The 14,868-nt window shown below is 69.6% G+C and carries 14 protein-coding genes; 12 read left to right on the forward strand and 2 right to left on the reverse strand.

Annotated features, from left to right (window positions below):
* Nucleotides 1–47: 47 nt before the first annotated feature.
* From ACRWK8_RS15975 to ACRWK8_RS15990, 4 genes are all read left to right on the forward strand, one after another.
* A complete protein-coding gene (locus ACRWK8_RS15975) occupies nucleotides 48–680 on the forward strand; it encodes a DUF5753 domain-containing protein (protein ID WP_488186457.1) in 633 nt (210 codons plus the stop codon).
* Nucleotides 677–844, forward strand: coding sequence for a DUF397 domain-containing protein (locus ACRWK8_RS15980; RefSeq protein WP_378740884.1), 168 nt, complete (start codon nucleotides 677–679; stop codon nucleotides 842–844). The genes ACRWK8_RS15975 and ACRWK8_RS15980 overlap by 4 nt, the downstream gene beginning before the upstream one ends.
* Before the next feature lie 314 nt (nucleotides 845–1,158).
* Complete coding sequence (locus tag ACRWK8_RS15985; protein ID WP_378740881.1) at nucleotides 1,159–1,329, forward strand: DUF397 domain-containing protein; 171 nt, start codon at nucleotides 1,159–1,161, stop codon at nucleotides 1,327–1,329.
* A gap of 69 nt (nucleotides 1,330–1,398) precedes the next feature.
* Nucleotides 1,399–1,575, forward strand: coding sequence for a DUF397 domain-containing protein (locus ACRWK8_RS15990; protein WP_431871196.1), 177 nt, complete (start codon nucleotides 1,399–1,401; stop codon nucleotides 1,573–1,575).
* Between the two features lie 55 nt (nucleotides 1,576–1,630).
* On the opposite strand, the gene ACRWK8_RS15995 is transcribed toward ACRWK8_RS15990, so the two are convergent.
* Together ACRWK8_RS15995 and ACRWK8_RS16000 are read right to left on the reverse strand one after the other, a co-directional pair.
* Nucleotides 1,631–1,981 carry a ribosomal protein L7/L12 gene (locus ACRWK8_RS15995; protein ID WP_378740876.1) on the reverse strand — a complete coding sequence of 117 codons (351 nt, stop codon included), beginning with the start codon at nucleotides 1,979–1,981 and terminating at the stop codon, nucleotides 1,631–1,633.
* A 183-nt stretch (nucleotides 1,982–2,164) separates the two neighbouring features.
* Nucleotides 2,165–4,789, reverse strand: a complete 2,625-nt coding sequence (locus ACRWK8_RS16000) for a S8 family serine peptidase (protein ID WP_431871214.1) — start codon at nucleotides 4,787–4,789, stop codon at nucleotides 2,165–2,167.
* A gap of 695 nt (nucleotides 4,790–5,484) precedes the next feature.
* Between ACRWK8_RS16000 and ACRWK8_RS16005 the strand changes: the two genes are divergently transcribed.
* From ACRWK8_RS16005 to ACRWK8_RS16040, 8 genes are all read left to right on the forward strand, one after another.
* Nucleotides 5,485–6,480 carry an ABC transporter substrate-binding protein gene (locus ACRWK8_RS16005; RefSeq protein ID WP_431871199.1) on the forward strand — a complete coding sequence of 332 codons (996 nt, stop codon included), beginning with the start codon at nucleotides 5,485–5,487 and terminating at the stop codon, nucleotides 6,478–6,480.
* A gap of 65 nt (nucleotides 6,481–6,545) precedes the next feature.
* Nucleotides 6,546–7,577: a FecCD family ABC transporter permease gene (locus tag ACRWK8_RS16010; RefSeq protein WP_431871201.1), complete on the forward strand. Its 1,032-nt coding sequence runs from the start codon at nucleotides 6,546–6,548 to the stop codon at nucleotides 7,575–7,577.
* Nucleotides 7,578–7,679: 102 nt separating this feature from the next.
* Nucleotides 7,680–8,870: a signal recognition particle-docking protein FtsY gene (gene ftsY, locus ACRWK8_RS16015; RefSeq protein WP_378740870.1), complete on the forward strand. Its 1,191-nt coding sequence runs from the start codon at nucleotides 7,680–7,682 to the stop codon at nucleotides 8,868–8,870.
* Between the two features lie 261 nt (nucleotides 8,871–9,131).
* On the forward strand, nucleotides 9,132–10,475 hold the full coding sequence (locus tag ACRWK8_RS16020; RefSeq protein ID WP_378740868.1) for an ammonium transporter: 1,344 nt from the start codon (nucleotides 9,132–9,134) through the stop codon (nucleotides 10,473–10,475).
* A 409-nt stretch (nucleotides 10,476–10,884) separates the two neighbouring features.
* Entirely contained in the window at nucleotides 10,885–12,096 is a 1,212-nt protein-coding gene (locus ACRWK8_RS16025; protein WP_378740866.1) for a hypothetical protein, read from the forward strand.
* Between the two features lie 189 nt (nucleotides 12,097–12,285).
* Nucleotides 12,286–13,884 carry a signal recognition particle protein gene (gene ffh, locus ACRWK8_RS16030; protein WP_431871204.1) on the forward strand — a complete coding sequence of 533 codons (1,599 nt, stop codon included), beginning with the start codon at nucleotides 12,286–12,288 and terminating at the stop codon, nucleotides 13,882–13,884.
* 266 nt (nucleotides 13,885–14,150) lie between these two features.
* A complete protein-coding gene (rpsP, locus tag ACRWK8_RS16035) occupies nucleotides 14,151–14,606 on the forward strand; it encodes a 30S ribosomal protein S16 (RefSeq protein WP_378740861.1) in 456 nt (151 codons plus the stop codon).
* Nucleotides 14,607–14,608: 2 nt separating this feature from the next.
* Nucleotides 14,609–14,851 carry an RNA-binding protein gene (locus ACRWK8_RS16040; RefSeq protein ID WP_378740859.1) on the forward strand — a complete coding sequence of 81 codons (243 nt, stop codon included), beginning with the start codon at nucleotides 14,609–14,611 and terminating at the stop codon, nucleotides 14,849–14,851.
* The last annotated feature ends 17 nt before the right edge of the window (nucleotides 14,852–14,868 follow it).

The raw sequence follows: 14,868 nt of genomic DNA on the forward strand, positions 1-14,868 counted from the left end.
CGATCGAACGCGCGACACGAGTAGCAAAACGCCACCATGTGGACAAAATGGAAGCGCTGTTCGCGACTGAAGGTGCTTTGCTGAGTTTTTGGAGGGACACCCACCTTGAGGGGGCCATTCCAGAACAGCTGAAGAGTGCGCTGTCACTCGAGCGGAAGGCCACCCAGCTCCGCGAGTACCAGTCCATCATCTTCCCTGGCGTCATCCAGACTGCCGACTATGCTCGCGCGTTGGTCAAGGCGCGGACGCCTGAAGCGACCGAAGACGAAGTTGACGAGATCGTACGCGCCAGGGTGGTTCGCCTGGAGGCCCTCCGGGAACGCGGCGTCAGGATGTGGTTCCTAGTAGACGAAGTGGTTCTTACTCGCCAGATCGGTTCGCGGGCAGTACTGATTGCGCAGTTGGCGTGGATTGATGCTCTGGTCAAAGCCGGTACGATCCGGTTCCAAGCGATCCCCCTCGACGGAGCTCCGGGGTTGTGCGCTCCGTACCGTGTTGTGGACCTAGGGCCACGTAGGCAGGCCCTCTATCTGGAGAACGCTATGGGGGGTGAGATCGTAGACACCGAGAAGACCGTGCGGGAGGCCTTCGACCTGTTCAGCGCGATGCAGGCCGAGGCCTTGTCGACGCGGGCGACTCTTGAGCTGATCAGCCAGATTAAGGAGCGTCGGGCCGCATGAACGAGTGGCACAAGTCGAGCTACAGCGACGGTGGCGGAGGTAACTGCGTGGAGGTGGCAGAAGGGCCAGTCACGTACATCCGCGATACCCAGAACCGCGAATTTGGCTATCTGGAAGCTCAAGCGGTGGAGTGGGCGGCCTTCTTGAAGGCCTCAATTTCCTAGCCACAGGCGCGACCGGCCCCCGCCAGGGTAATTGGCGGGGGCCGGTTTGAGTTGTGCCTGATCAGGATACCTGGAGAAGAACACATCTCCAGGGCCAAAGGCCTTAGGGGGGCCATTCGCAACACTGGCCCCAGGGTCCCCTCCGGATCGTGATGCTTGACGACCTGCGGAGAGCCCTCTTTCTGGATGGTGCCCGAAGGGGTGAGATCGTGGAGTGGCGTTCGAGGTCCCGACGCTGTTGGGGGAGATGTGGTCGGGAGGTCGATCTCGGGCGCAACGCCGATCCTGCTGAGGGAGAAAGCGGAGGAATACCGATGACGGACTGGCACAAGTCGTCGTACAGCAATGGCGAAGGTGGGAACTGCGTGGAGGCGCGTGTCACGCTGTTGGGTGCTGCGGTGCGTGACACCCAGTACCCCCACTTGGGTCGCCTGGACGCGTCCGTGCGTGAGTGGGAGGCGTTCATGGCCGCCGTGCGCCTCTAGTGCGAGGTGAACCGGCCCCCACCAGCTCTGGAGCCCAGTACCAAGTGGAAGGGATCGAGGCAGCATCACATGATGTTCGATGGCTGGAAGAAGTCCACCTATAGCAACGGCACGGGCGGCGACTGTGTGGAGGCTTGCGCCACGGGGCAGGGCGCTGCGGTGCGGGACACGCAGAACCGCCACCTCGGCCAGCTCGACGCGTCCGCCCGTGAGTGGGAGGCGTTCCTGGCCGTCGTGCGCCTCTAGGTCGCAGGACACCCGCGTCGGATCAGCCGGGCTCCACCCTCAGTGATCAGTACACCTAGCCCTGGTCGAGGCTTCCGATGAACCGGGACGCCTCGTCCTCGGTCATCCCGGTCTCCTGAGCCACCATCCGGACCGCGTCCGCCACACGGTCCTCCGCCACCAGCTCACGCACCCGGTCGGCCAGGCTCCCGTCCGGAGCGGGCGCCCACCGCCCCGCCTCGATGGCCTCGGAGAGGTTCTTGGCCTCCAGCAACCCCATGCCCGTGAGCTCCCGGATCCGCTTGATCGCCAGGATCTTGTTGTCGGTCCTCAGGAGACCCAGCACCTCCTCGTACCCCTCCCGGGTGAGCTCCGCGCGAACGGGCTCCGGCTCGGGACTACGGAAGCGGTCGAAGAATCCGGCCATGGGTGGGTGGGTCCTTTCAGAGCGGGAGGAACGGGGTGATCCGTCCGGGTCCGCAGTGTACGCCCGGCCGGTGGCGCGCACCCGCACCGCACCCGTACCGCACCCAGAACCACACCCGCACGCGGACGGGGCCGCCCCCCAGAGGAGGACGGCCCCGCGACTGCTCACCGGTGGGTACCGGGGTCAGCCCCGGTCGATGGTGATGACCGGGGACGTCCAGCTCTCCCAGTGGTCCGGGTTCTCCGGGTCACCGAGCGCCTTCAGCGCCTTGGCCCGCAGACGGTAGTCACCGTCACGGACGTCGGTCACGCGGTTGCGCGAGTCCACCACGGTGCCGTCCCAGACGTAACTGAAGAAGGCGGTACTCGTGGCACTGCGGTTGACGTGGTCGACGGCGACCGCCAGGTTCCGGTCCGGGTGGACCGGACGGCCGGTGCGCTCGTCCACGACGGTCATCTCCAACCGGGTGACGTGGTGGTCGAAGTGCGCGATCACGTACGGCACGTCCGGCAGGCCGTCCACCCAGTCCATCGAGAAGGCGGCACCGTCGGGCTGGTTCTGGAAAGTGCCGCCGTTGGTGTCGGCGCACTCCAGACCGGTGAAGACCTCGCACTGGGTGATGCGGGTCAGCCACGGCAGCTCGTGCACGTTCCCGTTGGCGTCGGTGATCGGGGTCATGGCCTCGATCTCCTGGTAGTCACCGTTGTAGGCGGCGTACGGGACGCGGACGGTACCGGTCTCCGCCGCACCCCCGACCTCGGTGACCTCGACGTACCCGCCGTACAGCATCTGCGCGTACTCACGGGCGGGCGGCGTGACGGTCACCTCGACCTCGGCGGACTCGCCGGGAGCCAGGGTCACCTTGTCCTCGCTGAGGTCGGCCTGAGCGTAGGAGTCGTTGAAGGACGGAGCGAACGTGTTGCCGTGCGTGCCCAGCGCGGGCGTGTGGCCGATCTCGTAGGTGGCCTCCTCGTCGCCGTGGTTGGTCACGGTGACGGTCTCGGTGACCGGCCCCTCGGTGGCACCCAGGGGCAGCTTCGCGGGGGACAGGCCGGTGGTGGTCAGGACCGACCCGGGGACGTCGAGCATCCCGGCGCCCTGACGGTGGACGTTGTCCAGGATCCCCAGGTCCGGGTTGCCCCACCAGGCCGTCGGGTCGGCGGTGTTCTGGAGGACGTCGCGCACGTCGTGCGCGGCCAGGTCCGGACGGGCCTCCAGCAGCAGGGCGACGCCGCCCGCGACGTGCGGGGACGACATCGAGGTGCCGCTGATGGTGGCGTAGCCGCCCTTGGCCATCGGGTACGTGGAGTTGATCAGCCCGCCGGGCGCGCCCAGGTCCGGCTTGATGTCCAGGTCGGCCGACATGCCGTAGGAGCTGAAGCTGCTGATCAGCCCGCCGGTCGGGTTGGGGATCGTGGTCTCCTCCCCGCTCCAGGTGAGGGTGACGGACTCGCCGCCCTCCAGGAGCTCGCGCAGGTGCGCCCCGGCCTCGTCGGAGACGCCCACCGCGAAAGCGCCCTGGTCGACGATGCCGCCGCCCGCGAACATGCCGGGCAGGTTGTTGTGGATGACGACACCGGTGGCACCGGCGGCCAGCGCGGCGTCGTACTTCTCACCGAAGGTGCACTCGCCGCGCACCATGAGCGCGGTCCGGCCCTCGGGGTCGCCCTCCAGTTCGTCGCCCGCGGCCAGGCAGCCCCGGCCGACGTAGACGAGTTCGTCGGTCTCGCCGGAGGCGGGCGGCGGCGTCGCGTCGTCCATCTCCATGTAGGCGATGGTCTCGCCGCTCGGGCTGACCTCGGCGGCGTCGGCGCGGATGTGCGTGTTGTCGTAGGCGGCGACACCGATGACGTCGGCACCGAGGCCGGGGGCTCCGGCGGAGTAGAGGCCGGAGGCGCCCTCGTTGCCGATGGAGGCCACGACGACCATGCCCTCGTCGACCAGGTTGTCCGAGGCGACGGCGGTCGGGTACTGCGGCCAGGAGTGGGCCGACCCCACGCTCATGTTGAGCACGTCCATGTCGTCGGCGAGCGCCTGCTCCATGGCGGCGATCATGACGTCGGAGGTCGTGGACCCCGCGCAGCCGAACACCTTGTAGGCGCCGAAGACGACGTCGGGCGCCACGCCGGTGACCTCTCCCTGGGCCCCGATGATGCCCGCGACGTGGGTGCCGTGGCCGTTGCAGTCCTGCGGGTCGCCGTCGGGGACCGGCGTGCTCTTCGCCGGGTCGCTGGCGTTGAAGTCGTCACCGACGAAGTCGTGTCCGGCGACCACGCGCTCGGACGGGAAGCCGCCCGGGCCGCCGAGGTCGGGGTGGGTGTAGTCGACGCCGGTGTCCATGACGGCCACGCGGAGGCCCTCACCGGTCAGTCCGAGCTCGCTCTGCGCGATGTCCGCCCCGGTCATGCCGAGGGCGGTGTCCATGTCGGGTGAGCTCTCGTCGTGGTCGGGGAGCTCGTGGCGGACGACCGGGTGGATCGCGGCGACGCCGGAGATCTCCCGGGCCGTGCTCACCTGGGCGTCGTCCATCTCCACGGACAGGCCGTTCCACAGTTCGTTGAAGGACAGCCGCTCGGTGTACTGGAGGCCGAGCTCGTCGGCCTCGTCGCGGAACTCGGCGTGCTCGTCCTCGACGCGCGCGGAGGCCGTGCCCTCGGAGGTGGGCGGGCTCTCCAGTTCGATGAACCACAGGTCCTGGACCTGGTGGGTCAGTTCGCCGTTCTCCGCGGTGGGCGCCGGGTGCAGTGGTGCGAGTTCCGCACCCTCGTCGGCGCCTGCCGGTGTGACCGCGACGAGTCCCGCGATCATTGTCAGCCCGGCGATCGAAGCCAGACGTGACAGGTTGCGTGCCACCTTGTCAACACATCCCTTCTCGTGCGCGCCTCAGGAAACAGGGGGAACGGCACCCCGCCGGGTGCGAGGGATCGCGCACGGGGGGATACGCCGCATGTCGTCCGTGATCGGATGTTCGGCGCGCATGGCAACGAGATCATTGCCTTGTGCGATAAAGGTGTCAATGTGCTGCGAGGATCAATATGGCCACACAATGGATTCGTGTGGTTCAAGTGCCCCTGGCGTCACATCTCCACATAAAGGGGACATAAAGCACCTTCGGGCTGAAAGGGCACCATACATTCTGCGGGTGAGGCGCGGTGCCGAGTTCCGCCTTCCGTGTATTCCCATGAAAAGCGCAGGTGAGGGCGGTGCCCGCACCCATCCGGGGGTCGGAGAGGTGCCCCCGGCCCGCGCGAGTACCGCCGAGTAGAGTGAGGGGGTCGTGCTGCCCTCCGGCGGTGCGACGGGTGTCGAACGAGCGAAGTCCGGTCCCGCGGCCACCACGGCCGCGCAACCCGGCGCTGCCCCGCAACTGTGATGCCCCGCGCGTGCGCGGGGACGAGCCAGGTCGCCTCCTCGGCACCGACGAACCCCGTCCTCGTGGGAAGGACCGGCCGTCCCCGACCGGGTCGTGCTCTTTCCCCTGTTCACCGAAGGAGCACCGCACCGTGCGGATCGCCCGCCAACTCCCCGTCGTACTCCTGGGCGCCACCCTCGCCCTCACCGCCTGTGGCACCACCGAACCCGATTCCGAGCCCGCGCAGGAGACCGGGACCGCCTCCGCCGAGTGCGGAGCCCCCGAGCCCGCGGCCGACCGCGCGACCGTCGGTGACGGGACCTTCCCCGTCACCGTGGACGACATGGTCGGAGAGGTCACCGTCGACGCCGCCCCCGAGCGCATCGTCTCGCTCTCGCCCAGCAACACCGAGATGCTCTTCGCCATCGGCGCCGGTGACCAGGTCGAGGCGGCCGACGACTACTCCGACTACCCCGCCGAGGCCCCCACCACGGACCTCAGCGGCTTCACACCCAACGTCGAGGCGATCAGCGAGTACGACCCCGACCTGGTGATCCTCGCCGACAGCGCCGTCGACACCGCCGACCAGCTCGGCGCCGTCGACATCCCCACCCTGGTGCTGCCCGGCGCCACCGGCCTGGAGGACGTCTACGCCCAGATCCGCCTGCTCGGGGACGTCACAGGGAAGACGGAGGAGGCCGACGCCGAGGCCGACCGGATCGAGGACGAGTTCAACGGGATCGTCGAGTCCGTCTGCGCCGAGATCGGTGACAGCGGGCTCACCTTCTACCAGGAACTCGACGACACCCTCTTCTCCGCCACCTCCGGCACCTTCGTCGGCCAGATCTACGACGCCTTCGGTCTGGTGAACATCGCGGACCAGGCGGACGACGGCGAGAGCGGCGGCTACCCGCAGCTGTCCCCGGAGTTCGTGGTGGAGGAGGACCCCGACCTCATCTTCCTCTCCTACGGTGACGAGTCCGCCGTCGAGGCCGTGGAGGAGCGCCCGGCCTACGACACCGTCTCCGCCGTCGAGACCGGCTCGGTGCACCTCCTGGACACCGACATCGCCTCCCGCTGGGGCCCGCGCGTGGTCGACTTCGCGCAGTCCGTGGGCGACGCGGTCGTCGAGACCGCCCAGAAGTAGGTCCGTGACCCCCGCCCGGGCCGCGCGGCCCGGGCGGAGAGGGACGAGAGCAAGGAGAGCAGGACGTGAAGGGCTTCGGGGTTCCCCTGGTCTGGGTGCTGGGCGGTGCGGTCGCCCTGTTCGCCGCCGGGGTCTTCGGTGTCGCGGCGGGGGCCGCCTCGATCTCCGCCGGCGACATCCTCCGCCACCTGCTCAGCCTCCTGCCGTTCGGGGTGGAGACGCCGCTCACCGAACGGCAGGAGGCGCTCCTCATGGAACTGCGCCTGCCGCGCGTGGTGATGGGCGCCGTCGTCGGTGCCCTGCTGGCCACGGCGGGCGGCGCGTACCAGGGCGTGTTCCGCAACCCGCTGGCCGACCCCTTCCTGCTCGGCGCCGCCGCCGGGGCCGGACTGGGCGCCACCATGGTCATGGTCTTCGGCCACGAGGTCCTGGCCGACCCTCGCGCCCTCGTCCCCGTGGCCGCCTTCGCCGGAGCGCTGGCCGGGGTGGCCGCCGCCTACCTCCTCGGCGCCACCGCCGGGGGAGGGGGCACCGCCGCGCTGGTCCTGGCCGGGGTGGCGGTCTCCTCGTTCCTGTCCGCGGCCCAGACCCTCGTCCAGCAGATGGGCGTGGACCAGCTCCAGCGCATCTACGCGTGGCTGCTGGGCGGGCTCGGTCGCGGCGGCTGGGACGACGTCCGCCTCGTCGCCCCGTACGCGGTCGTCGCGCTCGTCGTCCTGCTGCTCTGCGGCTACCTGCTGGACATGCTCGCCCTGGGCGACGACAAGGCGGTCAGCCTCGGCCTCAACCCCGCCGTCGTGCGGATGGTCGTGATCGCCGCCGCCTCCCTGGCCACCGCCGCCGCCGTCTCCGTGAGCGGGCTGATCGGGTTCGTCGGCATCGTCGTCCCGCACATCGTGCGCCGCCTCGTGGGCTCCAACTACCGGGCGATCCTGCCCGTCACCGTGCTCATGGGCGGCGCCTTCCTCGTCCTGGTGGACGTCGTGGCGCGGACCATCGTCGCCCCGGCCGAACTCCCCATCGGCGTGGTCACCGCCTTCCTCGGGGCCCCCTTCTTCGTCCTCATCCTGCGTACCACCCGCCACCGGGGCACCTGACCGGGCCACCGAGGCCCCGGAAGCCCCCACCGGCATCGTTCCCGGCACGCCACCGGGGCGTGACGCGAACGCGTCGGACACTCTGGGAGACTGGTGAACGCTATGGACATCACCTTGCTCGTAAGCATCATCGTCGTCGTCGCCCTCCTGGCGGTTGGTGGGTTCTTCCTGGTCAGGGCCGGACGCTCGGTCAAGCCGGGTGAGGAAGAAGCCAAGCCCGAGGTCACCGGGGAAACCGGGGCCACCGCCCTCGAAGAGGACCGTGAGAAGGACGGGGGAGCGGCCCAGACGCCCCCCGCCCACGCGCCTCCGGCCGAGGACGCCGCCGCCACGGCCCCGGCCGAACCCACCGCCCCCGAGATCGAGACCCCGCCCCCGTCCGCCGGGCGCATGGTCCGCCTGCGCGCCCGCCTGGCCCGCTCACAGAGCTCCTTCGGCCAGGGGCTGCTCAGCCTGCTCTCCTCGAAGAACCTGGACGAGGACACCTGGGAGGAGATCGAGGACACCCTCATCACCGCCGACATCGGTGTCGCCTCGGCCACCCAGATCGTCGAGAACCTGCGCACCCGCGTCAAGGTGCTCGGCACCCGCGAGACCGACGAGGTCCGCGCCCTGCTCCGCGAGGAACTCCTCAAGCAGATCACCACCGAGGCCGACCGCGCCGTGCGCACCGAACCCCACGGCGACCGTCCGGCGGTCATCATGATCGTGGGCGTCAACGGCACCGGCAAGACCACCACCACCGGCAAGCTCGCCCGCGTCCTGGTCGGTGACGGCCGCAGCGTCGTGCTCGGCGCCGCCGACACCTTCCGCGCCGCCGCCACCGAGCAGCTCCAGACCTGGGGCAGCCGGGTGGGCGCGCCGGTCGTGCGCAAGGAGGAGGGCGCCGACCCCGCGAGCGTGGCCTTCGACGCCGTCGCCCGGGGCATCGACGACGGCGCGGACACCGTGATCATCGACACCGCCGGACGCCTGCACACCAAGACCGGCCTGATGGACGAGCTGGGCAAGGTCAAGCGCGTGGTGGAGAAGAAGTCCCGGGTCGACGAGGTCCTGCTCGTCCTGGACGCCACCACCGGCCAGAACGGACTGCGCCAGGCGCGCGTGTTCGCGGAGGTCGTCAACGTCACCGGCATCGCCCTGACCAAGCTCGACGGCACCGCCAAGGGCGGCATCATCGTCCAGGTCCAGCGCGAGCTGGGCGTGCCCGTCAAGCTCGTCGGACTCGGGGAGGGTCCCGACGACCTCGCCCCCTTCGACCCCGAGGTGTTCGTGGACGCCATCCTCGGCTGACCCGGGGGCACCACCAGCACCAAGCGGCCGGACACCCGACACGGGGGTCCGGCCGTTCGTCGTTCGCCCCTTGAGCACGGTTCGTTCATGACGGCTTAACACTCCGAGCCGCCCTTTTACGCCTCCGCAACACGTCGGGTCCGGTCGGGAAACACCCGGGTCGGACAGTGGTCGCCGTGGCCAGCGCATCGGGCCCGAAGACGCGCTCGCTGACCGCCGCATCTCACGACCATCCCCCGTCCGTGCAACGGAGGCGACGAAATGATTGACTCAGGCAACACCGCGTGGCTGCTGATGAGCGCCGCGCTGGTGATGCTCATGACCCCGGGCCTGGCCTTCTTCTACGGAGGCATGTCGCGGGCCAAGAGCGTCCTCAACATGATGCTGATGAGCTTCGGCAGCATCGCCATCATCAGCGTCCTGTGGGTCCTGGTCGGCCACTCACTGACCTACGCGCCCGGCCACGGCGCCCTGGAGATGTTCGTCGGAGGCTTCGACTACGTCGGCCTCAGCAGCATCATGACCGAGGTCGAGCCGATGGACGGCACCGACGGCGGCTACCCGCTGCTCGTCGACGCGGGCTTCCAGCTGATGTTCGCGGTCATCACCGTGGCCCTGATCAGCGGCGCCATCGCCGACCGCGCCAAGTTCGGAGCCTGGCTGCTGTTCGCCCCGATCTGGGCGCTCCTCGTGTACTTCCCCGTCGCCCACTGGGTCTGGGGCGGCGGCTGGATCGCCAGCATGCACGAGTTCACCGGCCTGCCCGAGGTCATCGACTTCGCGGGCGGCACCGCGGTGCACATCAACGCCGGGGCCGCGGCCCTGGCCCTGGTCCTCGTCCTCGGCCGCCGCAAGGGCTTCGGCTCCGAGTCGATGCGCCCGCACAACCTGCCGTTCGTCCTGCTCGGCGCCGCCCTGCTGTGGTTCGGCTGGTTCGGCTTCAACGGCGGCTCCGCCTACGCGGCCAACGAGCAGGCCGCCCTGGCCCTGGTCAACACCCAGGTCGCCACCGCCGCCGCGACCGCCGCCTGGATGCTGGTCGAGCGCCTCCGTTACGGCAAGGTCAGCGCCCTGGGCTTCGCCTCCGGCGCCATCGCCGGGCTCGTCGCCATCACACCCTCCGCGGCCAACGTCACCCCGGTCGGCGCGATCATCGTCGGCGCCCTGTCCGGCGCGATCTGCGCCTACGCCATCAGCTGGAAGTTCCGCTTCAAGTACGACGACGCCCTGGACGTCGTGGGCATCCACATGGTCGGCGGCATCGTCGGCTGCCTCGCCCTCGGGTTCATCGCCTCCGCCGCCGTGCCCGGCGGCGGGGACGCGGGCCTGTTCTTCGGTGGTGGCCTCGGCCTCCTCGCGGCGCAGGCGATCTCCGTGATCGGCGTCATGGTCTACACCTTCATCGTCACGTGGGTCATCGCCAAGGTCATCGACCTGCTCATCGGCTTCCGTATCGCCGAGGAGGTCGAGACCAACGGCCTGGACCACGAGCTCCACGCGGAGTCGGCCTACGCCTTCGACGAGCTCGACGAACTGGAGGGAGCGACGGCCTCCTCACCGACGCCTCCGGGTGAGGAGGCCGCCCCACCGCGGATCGGGTCCTAGCACTCAACGTCGAGGCGACCGGTCCCGAACCACCGACACGGTGGGGCGGACACAGGGGCCGACGGGGGATTTCTCCCCCGTCGGCCCCGTTCGCGTTCTGGCTGTTCGCCCCGCCCACGCCTCTCGGATTCCACTGATTTGTGCGTGTTCATGGAGTGGTGATGGCAGTGGCGCGTGCTCGCGTTCGATACCCTTTCGGGGCGGTGCGGCGGCCAGCCCGGTTCCGGGGGAACGGCGAGGAGCGCCGGAGGGACCGACCCACGGGGGTCCACCGGACGCGACCGGCAGGTCCGCGCCCGCATCCCATGTCGCGGAGAGGCGGGGCGGTGACGACGCCCGGGACACCTCCCGACGACTTCCTTCACGCGCATTCGAATCAGCACCCCACAGGTCGGGGTCAGGAGGCAAGATGGCGCCGGTTACTCACAACAGGGGTCGCGGACGCGGACGGCTCGCCCTCGCCGCGGTGGGCACGATCACCGCACTGGGACTGGCCGGATGCGGCTTCGGCGGCGGTGACGAAGAACCCGCCCCCACCGAGGACGCGGCCGAACCGGTCGACGCGGCGCCCCTGCTGGAGAACGCCCTGGCGGACCTGGCCGAGTACCCGGCGCTCACCGCGAACGGGCAGGTCGCCCCCAGCGTGGGCGGGGACATCCAGGAGACCACCCTGACCGTCGCCGACGGCGGCGCGACCAGCGGCACCGTCCGCGCCAACGGCGTCGAGGCGGAGATGATCGCCGCCGACAGCAAGATCTTCCTGCGCGCCGGTGAGGAGTTCTGGCTCGACAAGAACGTCTTCGGACCGGACAGCGACCAGTTCGACGGCTCCTGGGTGCGCAGCTCCACCGCTCAGGCGGGCATCAACCCGCAGAACACACTGGCCCCGCCCGCGCTGGCGGCGATCCTGGAGGAGATCGGCCTGGAGGGCGACGAGGCCGTCGAGGAGACCCTCGACGACACCCGCGCCTACAAGGTCGACCTCAACGGCGAGCGCAACCAGCTGTGGATCGACGCGGAGACCGAGCAGATCCTCCGGGTCGAGGTCGAGGAACTGGTTCCCGAGGGCGGGGAGACGGGCCCCCAGGTGCGCCTGGACATCGCCCAGGCCGACGAGGCCGCCGCCGAGGAGCTCTACGACAACCTGACGACCGTCACCGAGGAGGAGCTGACCGGCTCCCGCGACGCCCGCATCGAGGTGAGCTGGGACGGTCAGCCCGCGATGGAGTGCGTCGACGGCCCGCACTGCACCTGGTCCGGCACCGTCCGCGACTCCGGGGCCTCGGGCAGCGGCACGGTCCTGGTGCGCATGGACGTCACCTTCACCCAGGAGCAGATCGGTGACGAGGAGTGCACCGACAGCGGCTCCCTGGAGGCGGGCGGCTCGCTCGACCTGTCCTGCGACGCCAACTACAACATCGTCACCACCGAGCCCAAGACCTACGAGGACATCCAGGGTGAGGCCCGCCTGTCCACCCGGGGTCTGAGCGGCGGCCAGCAGGAGGAGATGCTCGCGGCCCTGGCCGAGCAGCGCGAGGCCACCCTCGCCGGCGACACCGAGGAGTCCGAGGGCGCCGAGGAGACCGACGGCGCCGAGGCGGAGGGGACCGAGGGCGAGTAGCCCCCGGCTCCGCACACCCGACCAGCACCCGCGTGCGGGCTCGGGGACCCGAGAACGGGAACCGGGCGGGGGCGCGTCCCCCGCCCCTTCCGCGCCGGGAGACCCCGGCCGGACCTGGGCTTCGTGCCCGGTGACGGCGGGGCGGTAGGCTAGGAAGTCAAACCCGACGACGAAGGACTGGCCACACTCGTGTTCGAGACGCTTTCCGACCGGCTGACATCGGTCTTCTCCTCGCTGCGCGGCAAGGGGCGGCTGTCCGAGGAGGACATCAACGCGACCGCGCGCGAGATCCGTCTCGCGCTGCTCGAGGCGGACGTGGCGCTGCCCGTGGTCCGCGAGTTCATCTCGCGGATCAAGGAGCGCGCCCGCGGTGAGGAGGTCTCCAAGGCCCTCAACCCCGCCCAGCAGGTCATCAAGATCGTCAACGAGGAACTGGTCGAGATCCTCGGTGGCGAGACCCGGCAGATCCGCTTCGGCAAGACGCCGCCCACCGTGATCATGCTCGCCGGTCTCCAGGGCGCCGGTAAGACCACCCTCGCGGGCAAGCTCGCCAAGTGGCTGGCCGCCGACCGCAACACCCCGCTGCTGGTCGCCGCCGACCTCCAGCGTCCCAACGCCGTCACCCAGCTCCAGGTGGTCGGTGAGCGCGCGGGCACGCCCGTGTTCGCTCCCGAGCCCGGCAACGGCGTGGGCGACCCGGTCGACGTGGCCCGCGAGTCCATCGAGCACGCGAAGCGCAACAACCACAACGTCGTCATCATCGACACCGCCGGACGCCTCGGCGTGGACACCGAGATGATGCGGCAGGCCGCGGACATCCGCGACGCGGTCAACCCCGACGAGATCCTCTTCGTCGTCGACGCCATGATCGGTCAGGACGCGGTCAACACCGCCCAGGCCTTCCTGGACGGCGTCGGCTACGACGCGGTCGCGCTCACCAAGCTCGACGGTGACGCCCGCGGCGGCGCGGCCCTGTCCATCCGGCACATCACCGGCCGCCCGATCATGTTCGCCTCCACCGGCGAGAAGCTCGAGGACTTCGACCTCTTCCACCCGGACCGGATGGCCTCGCGCATCCTGGACATGGGTGACGTCCTCACCCTCATCGAACAGGCCCAGCGCACGTTCGACGAGGCCGAGGTCGAGAAGATGGCCTCGACCATGGCCTCGGACGACGACTTCACGCTGGACGACTTCCTCCAGCAGATGGCGATGGTCCGCAAGCTCGGCCCGATCGGCAACCTGCTCGGCATGATGCCCGGCATGGGGCAGATGCGCGAGCAGATCGACGGCATCGACGACAAGGACCTGGACCGCATCCAGGCCATCATCCAGTCGATGACCCCCGGCGAGCGCGCCAACCCGAAGATGATCAACGGCTCCCGCCGACTGCGCATCGCCAACGGTTCCGGTACGCAGGTCAGCGACGTCAACGGCCTGGTCACCCGCTTCTTCGAGGCGCAGAAGATGATGCGCAAGATGAAGAGCGGCGGCGGTATGCCGGGGATGCCCGGCATGCCGGGCGTGGGCGGCAACAAGAAGAAGGCCAAGGCCCAGGCCAAGAAGGCGAAGAAGGGCAAGCAGCGCAGCGGCAACCCGATGAAGGCCCGCCAGCAGGAGGCCGACCGCGAGGCCGAGCGCAAGCGGCGCCAGGAGGAGGGCGGCCAGGAGATGCCCCAGCTGCCCCCGGGCCTCGGCGGCGGTGGCGGCGGCCAGCCCACCCTCCCGCCCGGTTTCGGTGGCCCGAACATGCCGGACCTGTCCAACTTCAAGCTGCCGAAGAAGTAGCGGTTCGACACCGCGACGGTGACACCCACCACGGCCCGCCGGGGAGATTCCCGGCGGGCCGCGGTCGTTCCCGAACCGGGCCGCGCGCACCGTGGTGTCCTGTCCAAGGAACACGTCCGCGTCTGGCACAATGAGTAGTCGACTAACGGTGGCCGGGTCAGCCCTCTAACTAGCCCGCCGCCCACGTCATGCCTCGACGGGTTCCACAACCCCACGTGGGTCGCCCATCAGGCGCTAACACCGTTATACGGGAGAAGACCACTCCAGTGGCTGTCAAACTGAAGCTCAAGCGTATGGGCAAGATCCGTACGCCCCAGTACCGTGTCATCGTCGCCGACGCCCGCAACAAGCGTGACGGCAAGGCGATCGAGGAGATCGGCAAGTACCACCCCAAGGAGCACCCGAGCCTCATCGAGGTCGACTCCGAGCGGGCCCAGTACTGGCTGTCCGTCGGCGCCCAGCCGACCGACGCGGTGAAGGTCCTCCTGCGCAAGACCGGCGACTGGCAGAAGTTCAAGGGCCTCGCCGCCCCGGCTCCGCTCCAGGTCGCCGAGGCCAAGGACCCCGAGGCCCAGGAAGCCGCCTTCCAGGCCGCGCTGAAGGAGCTCGTCCTTCCCGGTCAGGAGAAGAAGACCAAGAAGGCCGAGAAGAAGACGGACAAGGCGGCCGACAAGCCCGCCGAGACCGCCGAGGCTGAGAAGAAGTCCGAGGGCGAGGCCTAATCGTGCTGGAAGAGGCGCTTGAGCACCTCGTGAAGGGGATCGTCTCGAACTCCGACGACGTCCAGGTGAGAGCCAAGCGGCTCCGCAAGGGCAAGGTCCTGGAGGTCCGGGTCCACCCGGACGACCTCGGCAAGGTCATCGGCCGCAACGGCCGGACCGCCAAGGCACTCCGGACGGTCGTCGGCTCCCTCGCAGGCGGCCGGTACGTCCGCGTGGACCTGTTGGACCTGAACGAAGTGCGCTGACGCGCCTCTGGGGGCGG

Origin of the sequence: Nocardiopsis eucommiae, assembly GCF_965344335.1 — a bacterium.
Taxonomy (GTDB): Bacteria; Actinomycetota; Actinomycetes; order Streptosporangiales; family Streptosporangiaceae; genus Nocardiopsis; species Nocardiopsis eucommiae.